This is a genomic window from Streptomyces beijiangensis, assembly GCF_017315755.1.
Lineage (GTDB): Bacteria > Actinomycetota > Actinomycetes > Streptomycetales > Streptomycetaceae > Streptomyces > Streptomyces beijiangensis.
This window is the reverse complement of sequence record NZ_JAFLRJ010000466.1, coordinates 1-329: the sequence shown is the minus strand read 5'-3', so window position 1 is coordinate 329 and position 329 is coordinate 1. Positions and strand designations below refer to the sequence as shown.

Here is a 329-nt window from a genome sequence, read left to right as displayed (position 1 = left end):
GCAAGGTCGGCGGCCGCAGCGACGGCGCCCACATCGCGGCGGGCATCCTCGCCGCACTCGGCGCCTTCTTCGGCTTCACCAACTACCTGTTCCCGATGCTGTACGACCTCGGGGACATCTACGCGGTCAAGAACGCCTTCAAGGCGAACGCCTTCTTCCCCGCCAAGGCCTGGGCCACCTGGTTCACCGCCATCGCGACCCTGGTCGGCGCGGCAGCGGCCTGGGGCATCGCCCGCGCGGTAGGCAGCCGCCGAGCCTGAGGCAGGCAGCCCCCGCAGGACGGGCTTGATTTTTCAAGCCCGTCCGGCGACTGAGGACAAGCGGGGGTC

The 329-nt window shown here is 69.9% G+C and carries 1 pseudogene; it reads left to right on the top strand.

The features are described from left to right. Positions 1 to 260 (top strand): annotated as a pseudogene (locus J0695_RS34745) (hypothetical protein); the annotation flags it as partial. Between the last annotated feature and the right edge of the window lie 69 nt (positions 261 to 329).